Origin of the sequence: Propioniciclava sp., assembly GCF_029977985.1 — a bacterium.
Taxonomy (GTDB): domain Bacteria; phylum Actinomycetota; class Actinomycetes; order Propionibacteriales; family Propionibacteriaceae; genus Propioniciclava.
Window position 1 is genome coordinate 22,957 of the sequence record NZ_JARKOT010000139.1, and the last position, 21,570, is coordinate 44,526.

18 protein-coding genes are annotated in these 21,570 nt (G+C 71.5%); 1 reads left to right on the forward strand and 17 read right to left on the reverse strand.

What is annotated here, in order from left to right:
* Positions 1 to 12: 12 nt before the first annotated feature.
* The 15 genes from Q1K57_RS08610 to glmS form a co-directional block, all read right to left on the reverse strand.
* Positions 13 to 384 carry a hypothetical protein gene (locus Q1K57_RS08610; RefSeq protein WP_300081018.1) on the reverse strand — a complete coding sequence of 124 codons (372 nt, stop codon included), beginning with the start codon at positions 382 to 384 and terminating at the stop codon, positions 13 to 15.
* A 158-nt stretch (positions 385 to 542) separates the two neighbouring features.
* Positions 543 to 1,325 (reverse strand): prolipoprotein diacylglyceryl transferase family protein, encoded by a 783-nt coding sequence (locus tag Q1K57_RS08615; protein WP_300081020.1) that lies wholly within the window; start codon positions 1,323 to 1,325, stop codon positions 543 to 545.
* A gap of 10 nt (positions 1,326 to 1,335) precedes the next feature.
* Entirely contained in the window at positions 1,336 to 1,710 is a 375-nt protein-coding gene (locus Q1K57_RS08620) for a hypothetical protein (protein ID WP_300081023.1), read from the reverse strand.
* A gap of 17 nt (positions 1,711 to 1,727) precedes the next feature.
* Positions 1,728 to 3,293 carry a radical SAM protein gene (locus Q1K57_RS08625; protein WP_300081025.1) on the reverse strand — a complete coding sequence of 522 codons (1,566 nt, stop codon included), beginning with the start codon at positions 3,291 to 3,293 and terminating at the stop codon, positions 1,728 to 1,730.
* A gap of 85 nt (positions 3,294 to 3,378) precedes the next feature.
* Complete coding sequence (locus Q1K57_RS08630; RefSeq protein ID WP_300081028.1) at positions 3,379 to 6,192, reverse strand: sulfide/dihydroorotate dehydrogenase-like FAD/NAD-binding protein; 2,814 nt, start codon at positions 6,190 to 6,192, stop codon at positions 3,379 to 3,381.
* The gene (locus Q1K57_RS08635; RefSeq protein ID WP_300081030.1) at positions 6,189 to 11,222 is read right to left on the reverse strand and encodes a 2-oxoacid:acceptor oxidoreductase family protein; all 5,034 of its coding nucleotides are present in this window, start codon (positions 11,220 to 11,222) and stop codon (positions 6,189 to 6,191) included. The genes Q1K57_RS08630 and Q1K57_RS08635 overlap by 4 nt, the downstream gene beginning before the upstream one ends.
* A 180-nt stretch (positions 11,223 to 11,402) precedes the next feature.
* Positions 11,403 to 11,588, reverse strand: a complete 186-nt coding sequence (locus Q1K57_RS08640; protein WP_300081033.1) for a hypothetical protein — start codon at positions 11,586 to 11,588, stop codon at positions 11,403 to 11,405.
* Between the two features lie 18 nt (positions 11,589 to 11,606).
* Positions 11,607 to 12,095 (reverse strand): 8-oxo-dGTP diphosphatase, encoded by a 489-nt coding sequence (locus Q1K57_RS08645; protein WP_300081036.1) that lies wholly within the window; start codon positions 12,093 to 12,095, stop codon positions 11,607 to 11,609.
* Positions 12,096 to 12,106: 11 nt separating this feature from the next.
* Positions 12,107 to 13,048, reverse strand: a complete 942-nt coding sequence (locus Q1K57_RS08650; protein ID WP_300081039.1) for a DMT family transporter — start codon at positions 13,046 to 13,048, stop codon at positions 12,107 to 12,109.
* Between the two features lie 12 nt (positions 13,049 to 13,060).
* Positions 13,061 to 14,104: a tRNA (adenosine(37)-N6)-threonylcarbamoyltransferase complex transferase subunit TsaD gene (gene tsaD, locus Q1K57_RS08655; RefSeq protein WP_300081042.1), complete on the reverse strand. Its 1,044-nt coding sequence runs from the start codon at positions 14,102 to 14,104 to the stop codon at positions 13,061 to 13,063.
* Complete coding sequence (locus Q1K57_RS08660) at positions 14,101 to 14,544, reverse strand: GNAT family N-acetyltransferase (RefSeq protein WP_300081045.1); 444 nt, start codon at positions 14,542 to 14,544, stop codon at positions 14,101 to 14,103. Before Q1K57_RS08660 ends, tsaD begins: the two co-directional genes overlap by 4 nt.
* Positions 14,537 to 15,190, reverse strand: coding sequence for a tRNA (adenosine(37)-N6)-threonylcarbamoyltransferase complex dimerization subunit type 1 TsaB (gene tsaB, locus Q1K57_RS08665; protein ID WP_300081048.1), 654 nt, complete (start codon positions 15,188 to 15,190; stop codon positions 14,537 to 14,539). The genes Q1K57_RS08660 and tsaB overlap by 8 nt, the downstream gene beginning before the upstream one ends.
* Positions 15,187 to 16,164 carry a tRNA (adenosine(37)-N6)-threonylcarbamoyltransferase complex ATPase subunit type 1 TsaE gene (gene tsaE / locus Q1K57_RS15735; RefSeq protein ID WP_366525358.1) on the reverse strand — a complete coding sequence of 326 codons (978 nt, stop codon included), beginning with the start codon at positions 16,162 to 16,164 and terminating at the stop codon, positions 15,187 to 15,189. Before tsaE ends, tsaB begins: the two co-directional genes overlap by 4 nt.
* A gap of 89 nt (positions 16,165 to 16,253) precedes the next feature.
* Positions 16,254 to 16,601: a holo-ACP synthase gene (locus Q1K57_RS08680; RefSeq protein WP_300081051.1), complete on the reverse strand. Its 348-nt coding sequence runs from the start codon at positions 16,599 to 16,601 to the stop codon at positions 16,254 to 16,256.
* A 4-nt stretch (positions 16,602 to 16,605) separates the two neighbouring features.
* Positions 16,606 to 18,450, reverse strand: a complete 1,845-nt coding sequence (gene glmS, locus Q1K57_RS08685; protein ID WP_300081054.1) for a glutamine--fructose-6-phosphate transaminase (isomerizing) — start codon at positions 18,448 to 18,450, stop codon at positions 16,606 to 16,608.
* Here glmS and coaA point away from each other — a divergent pair.
* Complete coding sequence (coaA, locus tag Q1K57_RS08690; protein WP_300081057.1) at positions 18,449 to 19,447, forward strand: type I pantothenate kinase; 999 nt, start codon at positions 18,449 to 18,451, stop codon at positions 19,445 to 19,447. The genes glmS and coaA overlap by 2 nt on opposite strands.
* 3 nt (positions 19,448 to 19,450) lie before the next feature.
* Here the strand turns inward: coaA and Q1K57_RS08695 are convergent, their stop codons facing one another.
* Both Q1K57_RS08695 and glmM read right to left on the reverse strand, forming a co-directional pair.
* Positions 19,451 to 20,221 carry a hypothetical protein gene (locus tag Q1K57_RS08695; protein WP_300081060.1) on the reverse strand — a complete coding sequence of 257 codons (771 nt, stop codon included), beginning with the start codon at positions 20,219 to 20,221 and terminating at the stop codon, positions 19,451 to 19,453.
* On the reverse strand, positions 20,218 to 21,570 hold the full coding sequence (glmM, locus tag Q1K57_RS08700; protein WP_300081063.1) for a phosphoglucosamine mutase: 1,353 nt from the start codon (positions 21,568 to 21,570) through the stop codon (positions 20,218 to 20,220). The genes Q1K57_RS08695 and glmM overlap by 4 nt, the downstream gene beginning before the upstream one ends.

The following is a 21,570-nucleotide window of genomic DNA, read 5'->3' on the forward strand; positions in this document are numbered from 1 at the left end:
TGGCTGACGAGTTCAGCCGTAGGTGCCGAACGCCATCGCGAGGATGGCGATGCACACGCCGGCGGCGATGATGGGCACCGCGCCGAGGGTGATGAGGATGCCGGCACCGGTGCGGCGGAGGTGCGGCTTCGAGATGAGCCAGACCGACAGCGTGACGACGCCCCCCAACCCCAGCACGGTGACCAGCCCGGACACGATCGCGGCGACCTCGGGGCTGACCGGGTCGAGCGCCGTTCCGATCGCGCCCGCCAGACCGAACGGCACCGGCCAGGCGACCAGGCCGATCAGCGCTCCGAGCAGGTAGGACCCGCCGGACTTCCGGGCAGGAGGGATCGGCGCCGGCCACGCCTGCGGGGGCGGCATCTGGCCCTGTGGGGGCGGCATCTGGCCCTGTGGGGGCGGCTCCGGGCCCTGTGGGGGCGGCTCCGGGCCCTGAGGCGGCGGCCCGCCCGGAGGCGTCGGCCCACCACCGGGGGGCGTCGACCAGGGCGGGGTGCTCGGTTGGGGGCCGAAGGGGTTCGGCTCGGGGGGTTGGTCGGACATCACTCACCTCCTGTTCGGGCGACGGTGCGGCATATTCTGGCACGCCGAAGGGCCAACGCATCGCGAATCACGCGCGTCAAGCGCCACACGAGCAGCGGTAGCAGGATGAGACAGAGCACCTGCGGCCCGCTCAACCCCAGCCAGAAGGGCTCGTTGCCGCGGACGAACTCGACGGCGAACCGGAACAGCGCGTAGGCGGCGACGTAACTGACGAACAGGTCGCCGGGGCGGGCGAGGCGTCCGCGCAGGCGCCACAGCACGGTGAACGCGACGGCGTGGAAGGCCACCTCGTAGAGCAGCGAGGGGTGCAGCCCGACCCCGGGACGCGCGCCGACCGCTTCGGCGTACGGGCTGGGCAACGTCATGCCCCACGGGCCGCCCGTCGGCGTTCCGGGCAGTTCGGTCAGAGCGCAGCCGAGGCGTCCGATCGCCATGGCGAGAGCGACCGCGGGGGCGAACAGATCGCCCGTCGACGGGACGTAGCCGGTGGCGCGCTTGCCCACGTGCACACCCACCCACGCGCCGAGCAGACCGGACAGGATGCTGCGGTTGCCCTCGGTCCACCAGTCCCACAGGGGGATGGTCGGATCGGAGAACCACGTGCCCAGGCGCGCGCCCAGGGCGCCGAACGCCAGCGCGCAGCCGGCCACAGCCCACAGGCGGTCGTCGTGGAGGCCGAGGCGACGCTTCTCGCGTGCGAACACGACCCCGGCGGCGACCAGCCCGAACGCCACGAACAGGCCGTGGACCCACGGGTTGCCCGGGAACGGGACCTCGATCATGCGCCGCCCTTCACGCCATGCCGGCGAGCCGCGCCACCCACCACCCGGCCCCGACCAGCCCGGCGACGGCCAGCACCGCCAGGTAGGCGAGAACGAGCCTCGTGTCACGCAGGTAGCAGCGCGACCGCGTCAGGCCGGCGCGGCGGGCTCGGGCGTAGCCGACGAACCCGATCGTGGCGAACACCACCAGCGCGGCCGGGCCGAACACCCACCCCAGCAGCGCGATCGTCGCGAAGATGCAGAGCCTGAGGGGGTCGAAGGGAGCCGGTCCGTCGGCGGTCTGCACGGTCTGGTCGGGTCCGTGTCCGGCGAGGAACGTCGACGGAGGCGGCCCGGCGGCGAACCGGCGGGCGTCCGCCTCGCCCGTGGGATGGGGAGCGCTCATGCCACCATTGTCCGCCCTCACCGCAGCCCGGCGAAGCCGAGACGCTGGCGTCCGAGCTCGGGCCAGGCCTGCACGGCGCAGAACGGGGCGCACTGGTGGACGCCGCCACCCGCCTCCGCGCGGACCGTCCCTACGTGGACACAACACTGGACGAGCCGCTCCTCCAGCAGGGTGTTGACGTCCATGAAGGGCTTGACGGTGATGCGCTTGACCCGCTCGGCGAGGAGTCGGCGCATGCGGTCCTCGCCGCCCGGGAGCTTGCCCGCCGCGAGGGTGGCCAGCGTGCTGATGCCGAGATCGCACGCCGTGCAGACGTTCTTCCAGAGCTCGAGGGTCCGAGGATGGGTGAGCGTGGCCTGCTCGCTCATCAGGTCGAGCAGCGAACTCTGCAGGGCGGTGCGCAGGTGGCGCGGCAGCTCGGAATCGGCGACACGGTTGGCGATGAGTTCGGGTTCGAGTTGCAGCCATTCGGCCAGCCGGTCGTGCCCGATGATCCCGACGAGCGAACGCCACGTGCCGTCGTCCCCGCGCAGCAGGTAGCCAACGGACGCGCAGTGGGGGTGCGAGCACGGCAGGCCGATGAGGTCGTGCCATCGCACGACGCCCCCGGTCTGCGGCTCCAGCCGGGCGAGGACGCCGCCGTGCGTGACCCGGTCGTCGGGGTCGACGCCGGGGTTGCGTCCCGACCCGAACACCGGCTGCAGGGCCACGCCACCGACGAAGGGCGTCTCCAGCGCGCGCAGCACCGTCGCCCCGATCGCGTCGTCGTTCACGCCCTTCGCGATCGTCATGACGAGCGTGGTGAACACGCCGGCCTCCGACAGCCGCGCGATCGCAGCGTCCTTGTGCCGGGTCAGGTCACCGCCGCGCAGCGTGGTGGACGCCGCGGCGTCCGCCCCGTCGTACTGCAGGTAGACCTCGACGCGCTGCCGATGCCGGCGGAGGACGTCGACGAGCGCGTCGTCCGTGGCGATGAGGAGCCCGTTCGTGTTGAGCATGATCCGCACGATGGGCCGCTCGGCGAGGGCGTCGAGCAGCTCGGGAAGCCTCGGGTAGAGGGTCGGCTCGCCGCCCGAGAGCATCAGCACGTCGATGCGGTTGCCCTCGCGGGCGAGGCGGGTGTCGACGTTGGCGAGCACGGCGTCAAGGTCGGCCACGCCCTTCAGCGTCGGCCCGGACGCTGTGAAACACGTGGGGCAGCGCAGGTTGCAGTGCTCGATGACGTCCTCGAGCAGGATGCACGTGTGCTGCGTCTGCGTGGGCGGCAGACCGTACTCATAGGCGGCCGGAACGGGCCGGAAGTTGGTCGGATCGTCGGGCACATGCTGCTTCGTCGGGGCCTGCCAGCGCTCGAGATAGGCCACGATGTGCGGTTCCTCGTCGTACAGCGTGCGGACGAGGCCGTGCCGCGGGCACCCACGCTGGAGCCAGAGGCGTCCCTCGGACTCCACGAGTGCGCCCGAGAGCCGCTGCGCCGCGGCGAGCGACGGGTCGTCGACGTGGCAGCGTGGGCACCAAGCGGTCACGTACCGATGGATGCGATCGGTCCGCAGTGGCCGGCCGGGTCCGAGAGGTGTGCGCATGCTCCTCCTTCAGGGCGTCGCCACCCTAGCCGAGAGGCGGTCTCGACAGGCTCGCCCAGCAGGTATGAGCCCACTCACCGACAGGTCACAGCCCGGCACGCTCCCGGCTGGCGCGCTCCTGGGCGCGGAACTGGCCGAACCGCGGCAGGAACTTGTCCCAGTCGATCGCGTGGCCGTCGATCTCGGGGCCGTCGATGCACGCGTGCTTGCGGGTCAGCTTGCCGTCCTCGGTGACCGGCACCATGCACGCGCCGCACATGCCCGTGGCGTCCACCATGATCGAGTTGAGGCTCGCCACGGTGTGGACGCCGTAGCCGCGGGTCAGCGCGCACACCGACTCCATCATCCGCGGCGGGCCGATTGTCACCACTTCGGCGAGGCGCCGCGTCGACGAACCGGCGGCGTCGGCGTCCAGCATCTGGCGCAACGGACCCGTGACCAGGCCCGGGACGCCGAACGTGCCGTCGTCGGAGGTGAACACGATCTCCACCTGGTCGCCGAACCGCTTCTTCAGCGTCTGGAGCCGCGCTGCCTCGCCGTTCCAGAACAGCAAGCTCTCGGACCGGAAGCCGACGATCAACGTCACGTGGTTGCCGAGTTCCAGGTGCGCCCTCGCGATGGGGTACACCGGCGGCAGCCCGACGCCGCCCGCCGTGAACACGACCGTCTCGTCGTCGCCCACCCGGCGCAGCTCGCTGGGTTGCCCGAGCGGACCGGCGATGCCCGCGTAGGTCTCCCCCACGGCCATCCGGTTCATCTTGAGCGTCGACGTGCCCATGCCCTGGATGACCAGCGTGATCGTGCCCGCCTCGGCGTCCCAGTCCGCCAGGGTCAGCGGGATGAGCTCTCCGTCGGGCCAGCCCAGCACCCGCACGAACTGGCCCGCCCGGGCCGCCCGCGCGATCACCGGCGCGTACACCTCGAACTCGACGATGCCCGGCGCCAGCGGCGTCTTCGCGACGATGCGCGGCTGCGCCGAAACCAGGTTCGTGTACCGCTTGGCGCGGCCCACCCGGTCGCGGATCTGGGCCGCCGGCATGGACGCCGCCAGCTGCGCCATCGCGCGCGCCGCGGCCTGGCCGTCGCCGGCCGCGCGGATGGCGGTCGACCCGCCGCGCGCCGCGTCGCCGCCGGAGTGGACGCCCGCGATCGACGTCTCCTGCGACCCATCGCTCACCTGGATCGCCCCGCGCACGGTGACGTTCAGGTCGGGCTGGCTGTCGCGGATGATCGGGTTCGACGTGTTGCCCAGCGCCATGATGACCAGATCGGCGGGCAGCGTCTCCCGCTCGCCCGTCCGCACCGGCGAGCGGCGGCCCGAGGCGTCCGGTTCACCGAGCTCCATGACGTCGCAGACGGCAGCCCGCACCCAGTGGGCCTCGGTGCCGACGAACTCGGCCGGGGAACGCAGCGGTGCCAGCCGGACGCCCTCTTCGAGAGCGTGGTGCAACTCCTCCACGCGGCACGGCATGGCGTCCTGCGTCCGCCGGTAGACGATCGTCACCCGGCCGCCGAGGCGCAGGGCTGTGCGGGCGGCGTCCATCGCGGTGTTGCCGCCGCCGATGACGAGCACCTTGCGCCCCGCCACGTCGGGCAGCGGCGTCTCGTACTCGGGCGAGCGCGCCCGCATGAGGTTCACGCGCGTGAGGAACTCGTTGGCGCTCATCACGCCGAGCAGGTGCTCCCCCGGCACGTTCATGAACTGCGGCAGCCCGGCGCCGGTGCCCACGAAGACCTGCGCGAAGCCGGCGGCCTTGAGGTCGTCGAGACCAGCGGTCTTCCCGACGACGAAGTTGGTCACGAAGCGCCCGCCGAGCAGCTTGATCGTGCCCACCACGTCGTCGATCAGCTCGTTCGGCAGCCGGAACTCCGGGATGCCGTAGCGCAGCACCCCGCCCAGCTCGTGGAAGGCCTCGAACACCGTCACGGGGAACCCGTCGGCGGCCAGCAGGAACGCGTTGATGAGCCCCGACGGGCCCGACCCGATGATCGCGATCGGCGGCTTCGTCGCCGCCGCCCACGGGTCCGGACGCCCCCCGTACCGCTTCGCGATCTCCTCCGGCGTGACCTTCTTCTCGCGCTGCGGCAGGAACCACTCCAGCTGGCCGATCTCGATCGGCCGCTGCTGGTGGGCGCACACGCCCTGGCACTGCAGCTCCTGCGGGCAGACGCGGCCGGTCACGTTTGGCAGCGGGTTGCACGCCTCGAGCAGCGCGAGCGCCTCGGCGAACTTGCCCTCACCGAGCAGGTCGAGCAGCGACGGGATGTGGATCTGCACCGGGCAGCCGCCCTTGCGGGTGCCGTTGTGCAGGAGCTCGCCCAGCTCGCACGGGCTGTCGGCGCACTGCTTGTCCCGGAGCGCCTCCAGCCACACGAACAGGTCCACCTCGCGCTGGCTGTACCCCTGCGTCAGGTAGCCGAGGTAGCCGGTGTTCACCAGCTCGAAGTCGCGCGCCCGCTCGGCCGCCGGCCGGATGAAGGGCCGCACGTTGTTGGCCGCGGGCCAGTTCTGGCTCAGCCCGGCGAACATCGGGTAACGGTCGCGCAGATGCTCGTCGAGACCCGCGACGAACCGTCGCTTGAGCCGCAGCGGCGCGCTCCACAGGAACCGCATCGCGACCCTGCTCGCGTCGTCGTCGCGCAGCAGCGTCGACCACAGCTGCCGCGTGAACGCGGCCGTCAACGGTCCCGCCGCGAAGGCCGCCGCCACCTGCTGGACGCCGTCGCGCAGGAACAGCTCCCGGAACTGCCGCGGGTTCGCCGCCAGCTGCCGCTTGAGCACCTCCACCTGCGCCTCGAACGCCCCCACCGCCGGGTCGGACGCCAGCGCCGCCAGTTGGGCTCGGGAGGCATCCAGGGCGGCCTGTGCGGCGAGGTAGGACTCGACTGCAGTCGTCATCGGATGATCTCGCTGTCGCAGTTGTCGATCACCTTGCGGATCCGCGCCAGGTTCTCGGGCGTCAGCGGCAGCTTCTCCAACGCCCCCGGAATCATCCGGGCCACATGGGTCACGTGCCCGTCCACGATGACCTCCTCGCTCTCGAACAGCTCCGGCATCTCCTGATAGCAGGTCTTGCAGTCACTGCACAGGGTCCTGTCGTTCTCGAGCAACTCGACCACGGCCGTCTTCTCCGCCTCCGCCAGCGCCTGTCGAGGGGCGCTCAGCGAGTCGAGCCCACCCGTGGAACGAGAGGGGGTCAACGACTCGAAGTGACCCTGCACCAGGGCGCTCGGCGCGCTCGTCGTGGGCGGCAGGGCGCCGGGCCCGGACGCCGCCAGCTCGCTCAGCGCGCGGGCGATGTCGTCGATGGAGGTCTCACGCTGTGCGCTGGCCTCGTCGAAACGGGCCTGCAGATCGGCGAGCGCCTTGGCGTGGTCGGCGCGCAGGTCGGCCTCGACCTGGCCCGACAGGTACTGCAGCAGCTCCCAGTTGCGGCGCCGGTCCTCGACGAGATCGACGATGCCCTGGGCGCACGCCACCTTCACGAGCCGCAGGTCGGCGTCCGTGGAGTACACGAACGGGATGCGGCCTTCGCGGTCGGCGGCGTCCAGGTCGACGTACTCGTCGATCACCAGGCCGGCAGCCTCCTCGTCGGCCCGCAGCGGCCGGAACTGCTTGGCGAACCGCACCTCGCCGAGAGCGAAGTCGGCGGGTGTGAGGGCCACGGACAACTGCTTGAGCGAGCCGTCGGCGTCCGCATGGTTGAGCTTCTGCGTCACCCAGAGCGCCCCGACCTCGGGGTTCCCGTCGATGCTGAACCGCTCGAACACCGTGTCGCCGCGGCGCGGATCGTGCACGAACAGCGGCGACATGCGCGACCGCACGGCGAGACGGCCGCGGTTGGCGGCCTGCTCGTCGGCGATGCCCTGCTCTCCCTGGCACGGCGTGTAGACGTCGAGGAGGGCCGCGCCGTCGGCGTAGGTGAGGAACTCGACGGTGTTCTTCAGGAAGTGCGCCTGCATCGCGGTGGCCGTCTGCACGACGAACACGTGCGGGTGGAAGGACGCGAGCAGACCGAGTTCCTTGCGGGCCTCCGTCTTGCCCGGGTGGGCACGCCCGGCACGGGCGAGGTCGGAGTCCTGCCCGATGAAGCTCGATGTGGACGCCTGCCCGCCGGTGTTGCTGTACACGCCGGTGTTCAGCACGAGTGCCTTGATGGGCGTGCCCGAGGTGAGCACGCGCGACAGCGCGCCGAAGCCGATGTCGTAGGTCGCGCCGTCGCCGCCGATGGTGAGGAAGGTGGGCAGCAGGTCCATCTCCTCGGGCGTGAACTGCTCCCAGCCCAGCAGCGCGAGCGCCTGGTCGTCGCGGCCCTCGCGGAAGCGGTCGTCGAGCTCCAGCCGGGCGGTGCGCAGGGCACGCACGGCGTCCAACACCTGGGCGGCGATGCCCTCGAATAGCCCTTTGGCCAAGGGTTGTGCGTCCTGGAACAGGCTGTTCACCCACGGGTCGTTGTACGGGTTGTACGGCATCGTCGACGCGTAAACCGACGAGCAGCCGGTTGCGTTGGCGATCACCGTCGAGGCGGGTCCCTCACCTGTCGGGCCGCCCTCCAGCAGGTAGAGATGTCGTTCCAGACCCGCGATCGCCTGGTCGAGGCGGGCGAGCCTGGCCGCATCTCCTGCTCCGACGGCGTCCCGCTTCGCGACCAGGCGGTCGAGCAGGTCGGACGCCTCGGCGATCTGGGCCGCCGTCCGCTTCTCGCCGAGCGCGTGGCTGGACGCGATGACGAGCCGGATCGCCGTGACCTCGCCACAACCGCGGCAGCCGCCATGGCCGCCCGTGGAGGCGTAGTAGTTCTCCCGATCCAGCAGCATGCGCTTGAGGTCGCCGCCTTCGCCCAACGCCGCGGCGTGGAACCGCTCGGGCGTGTTGGGCGTCTCGGCGAGGAACGCGAACCGGTCCTCCAGGACAGACCGCACGGCGGCGTCCTGCTCGGTCGCCACCAGCGCGTGCGGGCCGCAGATCTCGACGCACTCCAGACAGCCGGTGCACTTCCACGGGTCGATGGTCGCCGCGAACAGTCCGCCGGAACCCGGCTGCTTCTTCTCCAGCGCGTCGAAGAACGCGCGGCTCCGGGCGACCGGGTAGGTGCGAAGATGAGCCACCAGGGCACCCAGCGCGCCCGCGTGTTCGTCGCTCACGACGCGGGCGCCCGCCTCGGCGACGATGTCGGCGAACATGCGGTCGTCCTTCTTGGCGCCGAGGTAGGACGCCCGCACCGCCGCCGCCAGTTCGGGGACGGCCGCCTTCAAAGCGGCCTTGCCGTCGGCGTCCAGCACCGTGCCGCGGATGCCGGTGTGCAGCAGGTCGTCGAGCTCGAAGGCCGCATTGGGGATGGCGGCGTCCGGGCACACGAGGGCGCACTCCATGCACCCCGTGCACAGATCGGGCTGGAACATCGGCACGGTCCGCCGGAAGAGCCCCTTGTCCTTCGTGGCCGCCGTCCCCGGGGGCACGAACAGGCCCGCGCCCGGCAGCACCGGCGCCTCCCCGATGGTGCCGTCGCGGAAATGGCGGCCGCTCATCAGGTCGTAGTAGCTGTAGTCGAACAAGCCGGACGCCGAAGCGCACGTCGCGCCGCAGTCGGCCATCTGCGCCGAGAGGGCGACCGTGCGCAGCGGCAGCGGGGCGGCGAGGTCGCTGATGGTGGCCAGGTCGGGCCCGTCGTAGTCGACGGCCACGGTGGCGTCCGCCCCGTCGAGCACGACGGCCATGTTGGCGTCCATGATCGCCTCGCCCTTCGCACCCCACTTCTTGGCGATCTGGGCGCGCACCTTGGCCATGATCTCGTCGCGCGGCGCCCCGGCGGACACCTTGTCGACGTTCGCGACGACGGCACCGATGAACGCGATGCCCATCATGCGCGTCTGGAGCGCGGGATCCGGGGCGTGCTTCTTCGCCACGTCGAACGCGTCGATGACGTAGAACCGAATCCGCTTGTTCCGGATCGTGCGCCGGGCGCGGGTGGGCAGTTCGCGCCACACCTCGTCGGGGGCGAGGCTCGACTGGAGGATGAACGTGCCACCGTCGACGAGGCCCTTGAGCGGGTCGGCGTGGCTGAACACCTTGTGGTCGGGGCTGATGACGACCTCGACATCCTCCAGCTCGGCGTTGGTGACGAGCACCGGTTCGGGGCTCAGGGTGATGTAGTAGTTGGTCGCCGCGCCGGATTTCTCCGAGCCGTACTTGGGCGCCGACTTGGAATACATGCCGAGCACACCGGCCAGAATGTCGGTGAGCAGCTTGCCGGTCGCGATGGTGCCGTAGCCGCCGACCGAGTGGAAGCGAAGCCGCAGCGCGGCGTCCGGAAGCAGCGCCGGGTTGGGCTCGGTCTCCAGCGCCATCTGCGCGGTGAGCGGGTAGGCGGCCCGGAGCCGGTCCTGGATCTTCTTGAGCTCCTGGTCGGGGTCGGGGTCGAAGAACTGGCTGCCGAGGTAGATGAGCGGCGGCACCGCCTGAGCGTCGAGCGCCTTGAAGGCCGCCACGAGGTGCCGTGGCTGCAGATCGTGGCCGCCGAGGCCGAAGATCGCGCTGGAGAGGTCGGGCACCGGGTGCTGCATCGCCGGAATGCCGTCGTGGCGGACCTTCTCGATGTTGTCCTGCCCCTTGTAGACGGCTGCGGTCACGAACTGGGTGAGCGCCATCTGGTCGGACCGTTCCAGCACGAGCACCGCCTTCTTGCCGTCCAAGGCGGCGACGAGTTCGGCCTCGGGGAAGGGCTGGAGGCACTTCACCGACACGAGTCCGGCCTTGATGCCCAGGCCGCGCACGACCGGCAGGACGGCGCGCACGTCGTCCGTGACCGAGCCGAGCGCCACCATGACGACATCGGCGTCGTCGCAGTGATACGTCATGATCGGCGCGTACGCCCGTCCGGTGAGTTCGGCGTACTCGTCCATGGCGCGCCGGACGAGCCCGGGCACGTCGGCGGCGAAATGGGTCCGGTGGTCGACGGCCCCGGCCTGGAAGTCCGGCTGGTTCTGCACCGGGCCGGTGAGGCCGGGGTTGTGGGGGTCCACGAGCGCGGGCACCAGCTGGCGGGTGCCCTTCGCCGCGGCCTGGCGCCACTGGCGTCGCCAGGCGGCCTGCAGATCGGCCGGGATCCACCGCAGTGTGGCCCGGACGCCGTCGCCGGCGGCGTCCGCCTCGATCGCGTCGGCATTGGCCTCGAGGTGCTCGCGCAGGGCAGCCAGGGCGGCGGCGTCGAACCGACGGGCGCGGCGCGCTGCCCAGGCGTCCAGTTGCGCGACGCGCCCCTTGGCGCCGAACAGGATTTCCTGGGCGACCGTCGGGCAGGGGATGCGGCCGGCGGGGTCGCCGAGGTATTCGCGCAGCAGCGCGGGCTCGGGCAGGAACGCCTCGCTCATCATGTGGCTCGTGGAGAAGCCGTCCATGGCGTTGGCGACGGGGATGAGGCTGAGCGCCGAGGTGCGGTACGAGATGGCCGCGAGATCGGCCGCCTCCTGCGGGTTGGCGCCGAAGAGCACCGTGTAGCCGGACGGCAGCAGGGCGTACACGTCGTCGTGGCCGGCCATCACGTTGAGCGAGTGCTTGCTCACCACGCGCGCCGCCACCTGCAGGACGAACCCGCCCACCTTCTTGCCCACCGTCACGAAGTGGGACTCCATCGCGTAGAGAATCCCCTGGCTGGAGGAGGCGTTCGAGATGAACTGGCCACCCGTCAGCGCCGCCCCCAGCGCGCCCGACTGCGCCGAGTGTTCCCCCTCGGGTTCGAAGAAGAACGGGTGCTTCCCGAACACGTTGACGCCGCCGGCCGCCCGGGCCGCCTCGAACGTCTCCGCGATCTCGGTCGACGGGGTGATCGGGTAGCCGATCACGCCCCCGCAGACATGGCGCATGACGTGGGCGACCGCCCCGTTGCCATGGATGACCGACCTTGTCCCGGGGTACTTCGCTTCGCTCATGACCGTTCCTCACGCCGAGCACCGATGCTCTACTACGGGCCATAGTACGAGCGTCGGCGTCGCGATCGGTCGACGTCTCGTCCGTGGACGGCGCCGACGGCCCCCGCACCGTGCGACCCTCCGATTCGGACCTCCCGACTCCGTGCAGGTGCACCGGGTCGGGAGGTCCGAATCCGGCGGTCAAGAGCGGGCCAGCACGTACACCGCCCGGTTCTCTAGGTGCAGGACGCCGCCGCTGCCCGCTGCCTGCTCCCGGGCTCGTGCGCGGAAGGAGCGTTCGACGGCGGCGCGCACCGACGGCGTCTGGACGAGGTAGCACTGCCCCACCGTCGCGACGCCGCCCGCGATACCGGCCCAGCGGTTCACGCGCCCCATGATCGCGGCTCAGGCAGGCAGGATCGACACCTGCCAGCCTGCGGGCCGGCCGTCGGCGTACGGCATGACGCCGTGGAACTGCGCGACGGTCTCGTCGAAGACGAGACCGAGCCAGTGATGATCGCCCTCCCAGAGCGGCAGACCGGCCAGCTCGGCCTGCGGGATCCAGTGCAGGGTGCCCTCGTCGTTGGCGGCGGGCGGCTCGCCGGTGAAGGCGTCCACGACGAAGACGAACGCCAACACGCTCTCGCCGTCGGCGCCGAAGCCCGGCCAACTCACCGTGCCCCGCAGCCGCCACGCGCTGATCTCGATCCCCGCCTCCTCCCGGAGCTCGCGACGCAGCCCGGCTACGACGTCCTCGTCGGGCTCGAGCTTGCCGCCGAGGCCGTTGTATTTGCCGAGCGCGGGGTCGGCGTCCTTGAACGAGCGGTGCACCATGAGCACGTCGCCGCCGCGTCTCACGTACGCCAGCGTCCCGACCACGGGGGTGTAGGCCATCGGGTCCTCCCTCACTCGTCCCGCAACGCCGTGGACGGCGGCTCGGGGACCGGGACGAGACCCTCGCCCGCCCGCTCGGCGCGCGTGGGCACCTGCGCCAGCAGGATGCCCGCCATCATCAGCCCGGCGCCCACGAGACCGGTGAGGGTGAACCGCTCGCCGAGGAACAGCGCGCCGCCCACGGCGCCCCACAACGACTCCAGCGCCATGATCATCGCCGCGATGGACGCCTTCGCGTGCCGCTGCCCGACCACCTGCAGGGTGAACGCGACGCCGGTGGACAAGATGCCTGCGAACGCGACCGCCCCGAACGCGGGCCACAAACCGGCGAAAGCGTCCGGCTCCGCAAGCGACGCGAAGACGTGCGACAAGACCGCCATCACGACGAACTGCACCACCGACAGCCGGATCGGGTCCACCTGCTTCGCGAACCGGCCCACGCCGAGGATCTGGAACGTCCAGAACAGCGTGCCGACGAGCACCAGCAGGTCGCCGACCCCGATGCCGCCCCCCGTCCACGTCAGCAGGAACAGCCCCGGCACGGCCAACGCGATGCCGAGCCAGGTGAACAGGGTCGTCCGGTGTCCGAACAGCACACCGGCCAGGGGCACGAGCACCATGTACAGCCCGGTGACGAACGACGCGTTGCCCGCGGTCGTCTGCTCGATGCCCAACTGCTGGAGCGTCTGCCCGCCGGTCAGCATGACCCCGATGAACGCGCCCGGCCTCACCACGGCGCGCCACGCCTGCAGGCGTTCGTGCGGGCTGCGGGCGGCGCGGGCGTCCAGGAACCAGATGAGCGGCAGCAACGCCAGCACACCGAGATAGCCGCGCGCCGCGTTGAACGCGAACGCGCCGAGGTGCTCGGCGCCGAACCGCTGGGCCACGAACGTGAACCCCCAGATCAGCGAGCAGCCGAGCAGGAGGAGGTAGGAGCGGGTCTCGACGCGCACGGCTCGCCCGGATCAGACGAGCACGGTCGAGACGGGCAGGCCCGGGTCGGCGCCGATGTCCAGCGAGCTGGGCCGGTGACCCCGGCGGACCACCTCGGCGCCGAGCGCAGCCATCATCGCGCCGTTGTCGGTGCACAACCCCGGCCGGGGGCGGCGCACGACCACGCCGACGGCGTCCGCCCGCTCGGACAGGAGCCCGCGCAGCCGTGAGTTGGCCGCGACGCCCCCGCCGAGCAGGAGCGTGTCCAGCCCGAAGTGGTCGCAGAGATCCATGGCCTTCGCGGTGAGCACGTCGGCCACGGCCTCTTGGAAGGACGCCGCGACGTCGGCCACCGGCACCTCCAGCCCGTCGCGGCGCCGGAGCTCGACCCACCGCGAGACGGCCGTCTTGAGTCCCGAGAACGAGAAGTCGAAGCGGTGCTGGGCGAGGTCGCGGGCGCTGGTCAGCCCGCGCGGGAACGCGATGGCCCGCGGGTCGCCGCCGGACGCCGCCGCGTCGATCACCGGCCCGCCGGGATAGCCCATGCCGAGCAGGCGGGCGACCTTGTCGTACGCCTCGCCGGCGGCGTCGTCGATGGTCGCGCCGACCTCGGTGATCGAACTCGTGATGTCGTCGACGACGAGCAGGCTCGTGTGCCCGCCCGAGACGAGCAGCGCGCAGAACCGCTCGGGCAGCGGGCCATGGTCGAGCAGATCGACGGCTACATGGCCGACGAGATGGTTGAGGCCGTAGAGCGGCTTGTCGAGCGCCACGGCCAGGGCTTTGGCGGCCGACAGGCCCACGACGAGGGCCCCCATCAGCCCCGGACCGGCGGTGACGCACACGCCGTCGATCTCGGTGAGGTCCACATCGGCGGCCGCACAGGCGCGCTGCAGCGTCGGCACCATGGCCTGCAGGTGCGCCCGGGAGGCCACCTCGGGCACCACCCCGCCGAAACGGACGTGCTGCTCGACCGAGCTGGCGACCTCGTTCGCGAGCAGCTCGTGGCCCCGTACGAGCGCGACACCCGTCTCGTCGCAGCTCGACTCGATCCCGATGACGAGCGGTTCGCTCATGGGTTCACCTCCATCACGAGGGCGTCCTCACCGGCGCCGTAGTAGTGGGCGCGGCGTCCGATGACCCGGAAGCCGCGATCCTCGTACAGCGCCCGCGCGGGCGCGTTGGCCTCGGCAACCTCGAGCAGGACGCGCTCGGCGCCGGTCTCCCCGGCCCAGGCGAGGCCAGCGTCCACGAGGCGGCGGCCCAGCCCGGAGCGCTGGTGGTCGGGTCGGACGATGACCCTGTCGAGGTCGACGACCTCGGCGACGCCGCTCAGCGCGATGACGCCCACGACCTCGCCGGCCGCGCGCGCGACGAGCACGTCGGTGCGCGGCGAGTCCAGCTGCTCTGCCCACGCCTCACGGCTCCAGCCGCCGTCGAACGCCTCCGCCTCGAGGGCGGCGATGGCGCCCAGATCGACGTCGGAGACCGGCAGGACGGTGATCTCATCAACCACGCGGCCCCCCGAACGACAGGCGCGCCTGGGGCAGTGCCGACTTGGGCGCGCGGGGCACGTCGGCATCCGGACGCCGCAGGTACAGCGGCTCGTGGCCGGCGTCGGGCAGGTCGAAGCCGTGGGCGGCGAGGATTCCGGCGTCCAGGCCGGTCGGGCCGCTCGGCTCGCCGACCAGGTGCGCGCCGGGGCCGGCGAGCGGCAGCGGTGGCACGTGGCCGGGCGCAGTGACGTGCGGCCCGTCCACACGGGCTCCGCCCGCGTAGCGCGCCCAGTAGACCTCGCGCCGGCGGGCGTCCGACACGACGACGAACTCGCGGGGGGACCGGCCCGAGCCGGCCCATTGGGCTGCCACCACGTCGAGCGAGCAGACGCCGCGCACGGGCACGCCGAGCACCTCGCCGAGGGTGAGGGCAGTGACGACGCCGACGCGCAGGCCGGTGAACGGGCCGGGGCCGACGCCGACCGCGATGCCCGTCAGGGCGGCGGTCGTCAGACCCCCGTCGTCGAGAAGTCGTCGGACGAGCGGCATGAGTTCCTCGGCGTGGGCGCGGGTGTCGTCGACGGCGACGTGGGTCGGCTCCCTGCCGGTGACGGCGAGGCCTGCCGCCACGACGGTGGAGGTGTCGAGTCCGAGGACGGCGTTCATGCGGGCTCCTTGACGGCAGCGACGAGGGCGGCGCGGTCGAAACGCGCGCCGATGGGCGTGACGAACACCCAGCGGGTCTCGTCGGCCGGGTCGAGGCCGCGGCGGATGTCGATCTCGAGCCGTTCGGACGCCAGCGGCTCGGCCACGCCGGCCCCCCACTCGACGAGCGTGACGGAGTCGGCCAGGGAGGCGTCCAGGTCGAGGTCCTCGAGTTCGGCGAACGAGCCGAGCCGGTAGGCGTCGACGTGCACCAGATCCGGGCCGCCGACCGCCGAACGGTGGATGCGGGCGAGGACGAACGTCGGCGAGATCACGGGGCCCTCGACGCCGAGCCCGGCACCGAGGCCCTGGGTGAGCGTCGTCTTGCCGGCACCGAGATCGCCGGTGGCGATGATCAGGTCGCCGGGGCGCAGGACGCCGGCCAGTCGCCGCCCGAGGGCGCGCATGGCGTCGGCGTCCGGAATGGACGCCGCGACGGCGAGCGGGCGGCGCATGACGTGGCAGTCGCCCTCGGTGCCGTCGACGGCGAAGCCGTGCCGCTCCCACCAGCGGCGGATCTGCGGGTACTCCTGCCGGGCGAGCAGATGCACCTCGGTCTCGCCGCGGGCGGAGAGGAGGTCGAGGATGACGGAGACCAGGAACGACGCCACGCCCTGCTCGCGGTGCTCGGGCAGGACGCCCACGCGGCCGATGCGCAGCGTGTCGTCGTCGCGGCGGGTGACGAGGGTGACGCCGACGGGCTCGTCGTCGATGAGGGCCAGGTAGCCGCCCCCGCGGGCGGCGGCGTCGGCGACGTCGGTGACGTCATCCCGCAGCGCCTGGGGCTGCGCGCCGATGACGGGACGCGCCTTGAACGCCTTCTGGATGATGCCGTAGGCCACCCCGGCGTCGTCCGGTCCCAGCGCCCGCACCGCCAGCCGGCGCCCGTCGGCCAACGTGGCCGCGGCGAGATCAGGGGCAGCGTCGAGGGTCACGGGAGTCCTTCACGGGCGGCGGGAGCACAACTCGTCCATGCTACCGCGCCTGCGGGAAGCCCCGGACGTCGGCCTGGCCGGCCCCGGCCTCAGCCCTCGCAGACCACCATCGCGACGGCGACCCCGGCGTCGTGGCTGATGGACACGTGCAGCCGGTTGACGCCGAGTTCGTCGACCCGATCGCCCACCGTGCCGGTGACGATCAGCGAGGGGCGTCCGGTCTCGTCCGAGAGCACCTCGCAGTCGGACCAGCGCAGCCCGAGCGGTGCTCCGAGGGCCTTGGCGAGCGCCTCCTTGGCAGCGAAGCGCCCGGCGAGGGTCTGCGGGCTGCCCTGCTGCTCGGCGAGGGTGAACACGCGGTCCACGAAGCCGGGCCGCGCGCAGGCGTCCGAGATGCGATCGACGGCGCACACGTCGACACCGACCCCGAGGATCATCGCGTCACTCGACCGTGACGGACTTGGCGAGGTTCCTCGGCTGGTCGACGTCGTGGCCGGCCAACGTGGCGATCTCGCAGGCGAAGACCTGCAGCGGGATCGTGGCCAGCAGCGGCTGCAACAGCGTCGATGCCCGCGGCAGCCGAAGGATGACATCGGCGTACGGTTCCACCTCCACGTCGCCGTCCTCGGCGAGCACGATCGTGCGCGCCCCACGGGCCCGCACCTCCTGAATGTTGGAGATGACCTTGTCGTGCAGTTGATCGCGGCCCTGCGGCGGCACGATGACGAACACCGGGGTGCCGTCCTCGACCAGCGCGATCGGGCCGTGCTTCAGCTCGCCGGCCGGGAAACCCTCGGCGTGGAGGTAGGCGATCTCCTTGAGCTTGAGAGCCCCCTCGAGGGCCACCGGGTAGCCGACGTGGCGGCCCAGGAACAGCACCGACCGGGCGCCCCTCAACTCGGCCGCCAGAGCCAGCACCCGGTCCTGACGGTCGAGCACCTCCTGGATCTTCGCCGGCATGGACTCCAGTTCGGCCATGACGGTGGCGATCTCGTCGCCGAACTTCGTGCCGCGCACCTGGGCGAGGTACAGGCCGAGCAGGTAGCAGGCGGCCACCTGCGTCAGGAACCCCTTGGTCGACGCCACGCCGATCTCGGGGCCGGCGTGCGTGTAGAGGACCGCGTCCGACTCGCGCGGGATCGTCGACCCGTTCGTGTTGCAGATGGCGACCACCTTGGCGCCCTGCTGGCGCGCGTGCCGCACAGCCATGAGCGTGTCCGCGGTCTCGCCCGATTGCGAGATGGTCACGACGAGCGTGCGGGGGGTGATGATCGGGTCGCGGTAGCGGAACTCGGAGGCGATCTCGACCTCGCAGGGGATGCGCGTCCAGTGCTCGATGGCGTACTTGGCGACCAATCCCGCGTAGAAGGCCGTGCCGCAGGCGACGATGACGATCTTGTCGGTCGTCTTGAGCTCGACCTCGCTGATGCGCACCTCGTCGAGGGTCAGCTGGTGGTTCGGGTCGAAGCGGCCGAGCAGCGTGTCGGCGACGGCCTTCGGCTGCTCGAAGATCTCCTTGCGCATGAACCAGTCGTAGCCGCCCTTCTCCGCGGCGGACAGGTCCCAGTCGACGTGGTAGGGCTTGCTGGGCGCAGGAGCGCCGTCGAAGTCGGTGACCGCATAACCGTCCGGGTTCACGTCGACGACCTCGTCCTGACCCATCTCGACGGCCTCGCGGGTGTACTCGATGAACGCCGACACGTCGGATGCCACGAACATCTCGCCCTCGCCGACGCCGACGACGAGAGGGCTGTTGCGGCGCGCCGCCACGATGCGGTCGGGCTGTTCGGCATCCAGCGCGACGAGCGTGAACGCCCCCTCGAGGCGTTTGCAGACGGTGCGCATCGCGTCGGCCAGATCGGCGCCGCCGTCCACCTCCCGGCCGACGAGTTGGGCGGCCACCTCGGTGTCGGTCTCGGAGTCGAAGCCGACGCCCTCGTCCTCCAACTCGGCGCGCAGCGCCGCGAAGTTCTCGATGATCCCGTTGTGGACGAGGGCGACGCGCCCGGACGCCGACAGGTGCGGGTGCGCGTTGCCGTCGGTCGGCCCGCCGTGGGTCGCCCAGCGGGTGTGCCCGATGCCGAAGGACGCCGACGCCAGCGGCTGGGCGGTCAGCTCGGTCTCGAGGTTGGCGAGCTTGCCCGCCTTCTTCCGTGCCTGGAGCCCCTGCTCGCCCACGACGGCGATACCGGCGGAGTCGTAGCCCCGGTATTCCATGCGTCGCAAGCCGTCAATCACGACCTTCTGGGCCTCGCGGGGGCCGACATAGCCGATAATGCCGCACATGGGCCGAAGCCTACCGTCGGAGACGACCGCCACGGACTCGCCCCGCGGGGCGGCTCGGATCGACGAGTTCGGCCCCTACCTGCGGGCCGATCGTCCTGTCTGGGCCAAGCTGGCGAGCGCCATGCCCGTCGAACTCACCGAGGAGACCGTCGACCGCGTCCGTTCCCGGCTGGACACCATCGAACTCGAGCAGGTACGCGAGGTCTACCTGCCGCTCACCGAACTCATCAACCACTACGTCGAGAACACCCGCCAGCTCTACTCCGACACCCACGACTTCCTCGGCGTCCACACCGACCGGACGCCCTTCGTGATCGGCGTCGCCGGCTCCGTCGCCGTGGGCAAGTCGACGACGAGCCGCCTCTTGCGCGAGTTGTTGGCCCAGCTGCCGGGACGCCCCCACGTCGAGATGGTCACGACCGACGGCTTCCTCCACAGCAACGCCGAGCTGATGCGCCGCGGAATGATGAATCGCAAGGGTTTCCCCGAGAGCTACGACCGCTACGCCCTGCTGCGCTTTGTCATGGACGTGAAGTCGGGCGCCGAGGAGGTCTCGGCCCCCGTCTACAGTCACCTCACCTACGACATCGTGCCCGGCGAGCGCGCAGTCGTGCACGCCCCGGACATCCTCATCGTCGAGGGTCTCAACGTGCTCCAACCGGCGCGGCGGCGTCCGGACGGCAGCATGGCACTCGCCGTGAGCGACTTCTTCGACTTCTCCGTCTACGTGGACGCCGACCCGGTCGACCTGCGCGCTTGGTACCTGCAGCGGTTCATGCGGCTGCGCGAGACCGCCTTCCGCGACCCGCGATCGTACTTCGCCCGGTATGCGGCCATGGCGGAGCCGGACGCCGTGGCCTACGCCGAGAACATCTGGGACACCATCAACGGTCCCAACCACGTGCAGAACATCTTGCCCACGCGCGGCCGGGCGACCGTCATCCTGCGGAAAGACGCGAACCACGACATCGACTGGATCCGCATCCGGAAGGTGTGACGCTCAGGCGCGGCGGCTCTCGACCATGTTGACGAGCACCAGTGGCAGACCGGCCAGCACGACCGCTACGAACTGGGCCCACCACGGGTCGAACACGTCGGTGGTCCCCTTCGCGATGATGCAGGCCCAGATCACCAGCGACCCCCAGGTGAGGGCCATCCAGTGCCGCATCCGCCACGTGTGCGAGGCGCGGGCCAGACCGTGCGTCATGAGGCTGGTCACGCCCAGCGCGACCGTCGTGAGCACGGCGATGATGGACGCGGTGATGAGCGGCCCACTCACCGCGTAGGCGGCCACCATGAGCGCCGCGCCGACGAGGAACGTTCCCCTGCGGCTCTCGTCGTCGTCGCCGACGACGGGGCTGGTGCGCAGGTTCGGGTCGGCCTTGAATCCCACCACGAGGAACGGCAGCGCGGCCGCGCCGGCGGCGATGAGGGATGCCCACCAAGGCAGCTCGAGGCCGGGCACGACGGCGGTGATCAGCATGAGCGCGCCGTAGGGCACGAGCGACCAGAGGCCGAAGGCGGCCCGCCACGGCCGGAACAGCGCCCGGCCGAGGTTGGCCAGGTGCCCGACGCCGGCCGCGGCCGCCCACACGAAGAACGGCATGAGCGCCGGCAACTGGGACTCGAAGCGGAACTCGTGCAGCGTCGCGATGAGGCTCGACGTGAGCACGAACGCGAACACGAGGATCGCGGCGAGCACCCCCACGACGGTGGGCAGCAACGTGCGCTCGCGGGGCATCCGCACCTCCGGGGTCTCGGCGGGGGTCACAGGCTCAGCCGGTCGCGCACCACGTGCGCGAGGAGTTCGGCCACCTCGGTGGCCTTCTCCGCGGTGGCCGCCTCGACCATAACCCGGACGAGCGGCTCGGTCCCGGAAGGACGCAGCAGGACGCGGCCCGTGTCGCCCAGCTGGCGGCTGGCCTCGGTGACCGCGGCCGTCACTCCGGGATCGATGCCGGCGCGCGCCTTGTTCACCCCCGGCACGTTGATCATCACCTGCGGCAGGCGGGTCATCACGGACGCCAACGCGGCCAGCGGCTCACCACTGGCGGCGACCCGAGACGCCACGTGCAGCGCCGTCAGGACGCCGTCGCCGGTGGTCGCGTACTGGCTCATGATCACGTGCCCCGACTGCTCGCCGCCGAGGGTGAAGCCGTTGGCGTTCATCGACTCCAGCACGTACCGGTCCCCCACCTTCGTGGTGTCGACGCGGACGCCGTGGGCGCGCATCGCCTGCAGGAAGCCGAGGTTGCTCATGACGGTGGCCACGACCGTGTCGGAGTGCAAGGCGCCGGCGTCCTTCAACGCGAGGGCGAGAATGGCGAGGATCTGATCGCCATCGACCACCGTGCCGCCGGCGTCGACGGCGAGGCATCGGTCGGCGTCCCCGTCGAACGCGAAGCCGAGGTCGGCGCCGTACTGGAGCACGGCGGCCTGCAGGCCCTGCATGTGGGTCGAGCCGCAGTTCTCGTTGATGTTGAGGCCGCTCGGCGACGCGTGGATCGCGATCACCTCGGCGCCCTGCGCCTCGAACGCCGCCGGACCGGTCATGTGCGCCGCCCCGTTGGCGCAGTCGAGCACGACCTTCAGCCCGTGCAGGCTGCCGGCGTCGCCCAGCGACGCCACCAGGTGGGCGACGTACGCCTCGACCGCCTCGGGGCGGTCGCTGACGCGGCCGACGGCCGATCCCGTGGGACGGGTCCAGTCGGCGTCCATGCGCGCCTCGATCATGTCCTCGAGGTCGTCGTCGAGCTTGACCCCGCCCCGGCTCACGAACTTGATGCCGTTGTCGGGCATCGGGTTGTGGCTCGCGCTGAGCATGACGCCGAGGTCGGCGTCCAAGTGGCTGACGAGGTAGGCGAGGCCGGGCGTCGGGACGACGCCGAGCCGCACCACGTCGACGCCGGCCGACGCGAGGCCCGCAACGACCGCCGCCTCGAGGAACTCGCCGGAGGCACGCGAGTCACGCGCAACGAGGGCCACCGGACGGTGACCCTCGAAGAGCCCGGCCTCGCCGAGCACGTGCGCGGCCGCCACCGAGAGCTCGAGTGCGAGCTCTGCGGTGAGGTCGACATTCGCCTTGCCCCGGACCCCATCGGTTCCGAAGAGACGCGCCAT